This window comes from Aureibaculum marinum, from assembly GCF_003813905.1.
GTDB lineage: Bacteria > Bacteroidota > Bacteroidia > Flavobacteriales > Flavobacteriaceae > Aureibaculum > Aureibaculum marinum.
Window position 1 is genome coordinate 1 of record NZ_RPFJ01000093.1, and the last position, 1697, is coordinate 1697.

1 protein-coding gene and 1 pseudogene are annotated in these 1697 nt (G+C 28.8%); both read left to right on the plus strand.

Annotated elements, in window-relative coordinates; translation table 11 throughout:
- A pseudogene (locus EGM88_RS15885) lies at window positions 1–846 on the plus strand (hypothetical protein); the annotation flags it as partial.
- 93 nt (window positions 847–939) lie between these two features.
- Complete coding sequence (locus EGM88_RS15050; protein ID WP_123899240.1) at window positions 940–1359, plus strand: hypothetical protein; 420 nt, start codon at window positions 940–942, stop codon at window positions 1357–1359.
- The last annotated feature ends 338 nt before the right edge of the window (window positions 1360–1697 follow it).

A 1697-nucleotide genomic window follows, 5' to 3' on the forward strand; every position in this document is an offset into this window, starting at 1 on the left:
CAAACTGTCTCTCTTGGTGAAGATTACGTCGAAACCATCTGTGGTGATATTCATGAAGAATTAATATATACTTATGAGGTCTGTGAAACTATTTCTGATAATCCGTTTGTAGATCCGTATGATGAAAAAGATAATAAAACTGTGCCTGAAGAAGATAAGGGTGATGGTAGTGAGGAAGAGCATATTGACTCTGATGATTTAACTGATAAAGAGAAGTGTATAAATGATTTTTTGACTTCTAAAGGTAATACCTTTGTAAAAGAAATAATGCAAAACTTTAAAGGTAATTCGGAATTTGATATTAAAATTCAGTCTGTAGATAGAATCTTTGGAGAAAATAATGATGATTTAAATGGAGAAACGAGATTTACTTTAGGAAATGAGATAATATTTATTGATATAAGTTCTTATCAGGCAAATCAAAATTCTGCATTAGAAGTTGCGAGAACGATTTTGCATGAATATATTCATGCTGACATGTTAAGAAAATTAAATACGTCAGACCAAACAAATGAAGTTTTGGATTTTATAAAAACTTATGAGAAATACAAACAAACCAAATTTGAACCTACAGCCCAACATGAGACTATGGCTGAGCTATATTTAAAATCAATGGAAGATGCATTAAAAGACTTTTATAAAAATGTTTTAGTGGGCGATTACAATTACAACACTAATAATGGTACTAATCCTTTACCTGACTCTTTTTATGAAGCTTTAGCTTGGCGTGGTTTAAAAGATCATAATGTTCAAGCATATAAAGATTTGTCAAACACCAAAAAGCAAGAATTAGAAAAGGCACTAACAGATCATTTTCATTCAATTACAAAAAGCTGTCCTAATTAAAAAATTATGAAAAGAAGCATATATTTTACAATTTTTATATCTTTTATTACAGTTAATTCTTATTCCCAAATTAGTAAAAATTCACTGATTCTGATGATTTCAGAAAAAGATTCTATCTACATAAGTGATGAAACTTCTGTAAAGATTCGATATAGTTATAATAACAATAACAATGGATGGTGGCTATTATTAAATCATATTTATATTGAAGATAATAATGAAAATAATTATAAAATTCTGTTGCCCAAAGTCACAGTTGATCAGTACACTGAAAATGGAAATATCATCACGACTGATGAGTTTGAAAAGGAAATAGATACACTAAGTTTAAATCAGGCCTCAAAACTCTTACGATTGCGTTATCCACCATATTATTATGAATATTTAGACGATAATGTTTATAAAACGCAAAGAAGATATAATATTTTTATCTTAAAAGAATCCGACCTTAATGAGAAGTATGTACCTCTATATGAAGTTAATTTAGTTATGGGAACAAATGAAGAGCATTAAAGTGAAATTTGTTTTGATAACTTTTGCTATCATGTCTCATCATCTTCCTGAACTATATTTGGAAAAATTAAAGGTACGATTCCTTTGACAGGTTTATACAACACTGATGCATTCAATTGCTCTTCAGTAAGGAAAGGAATAGTTCTATTTAATTTGCTAAAAACAAGCAAAATAAAAAGAAGATAATACTTGTTTTAATTATGAGTATTCTATACATTAGTGCTGTACAGGTATTGGTATTCTGCTAAAATTGATAATCAAACTGTCTCTCTTGGTGAAGATTACGTCGAAACCATCTGTGGTGATATTCATGAAGAATTAATATATACTTATGAGGT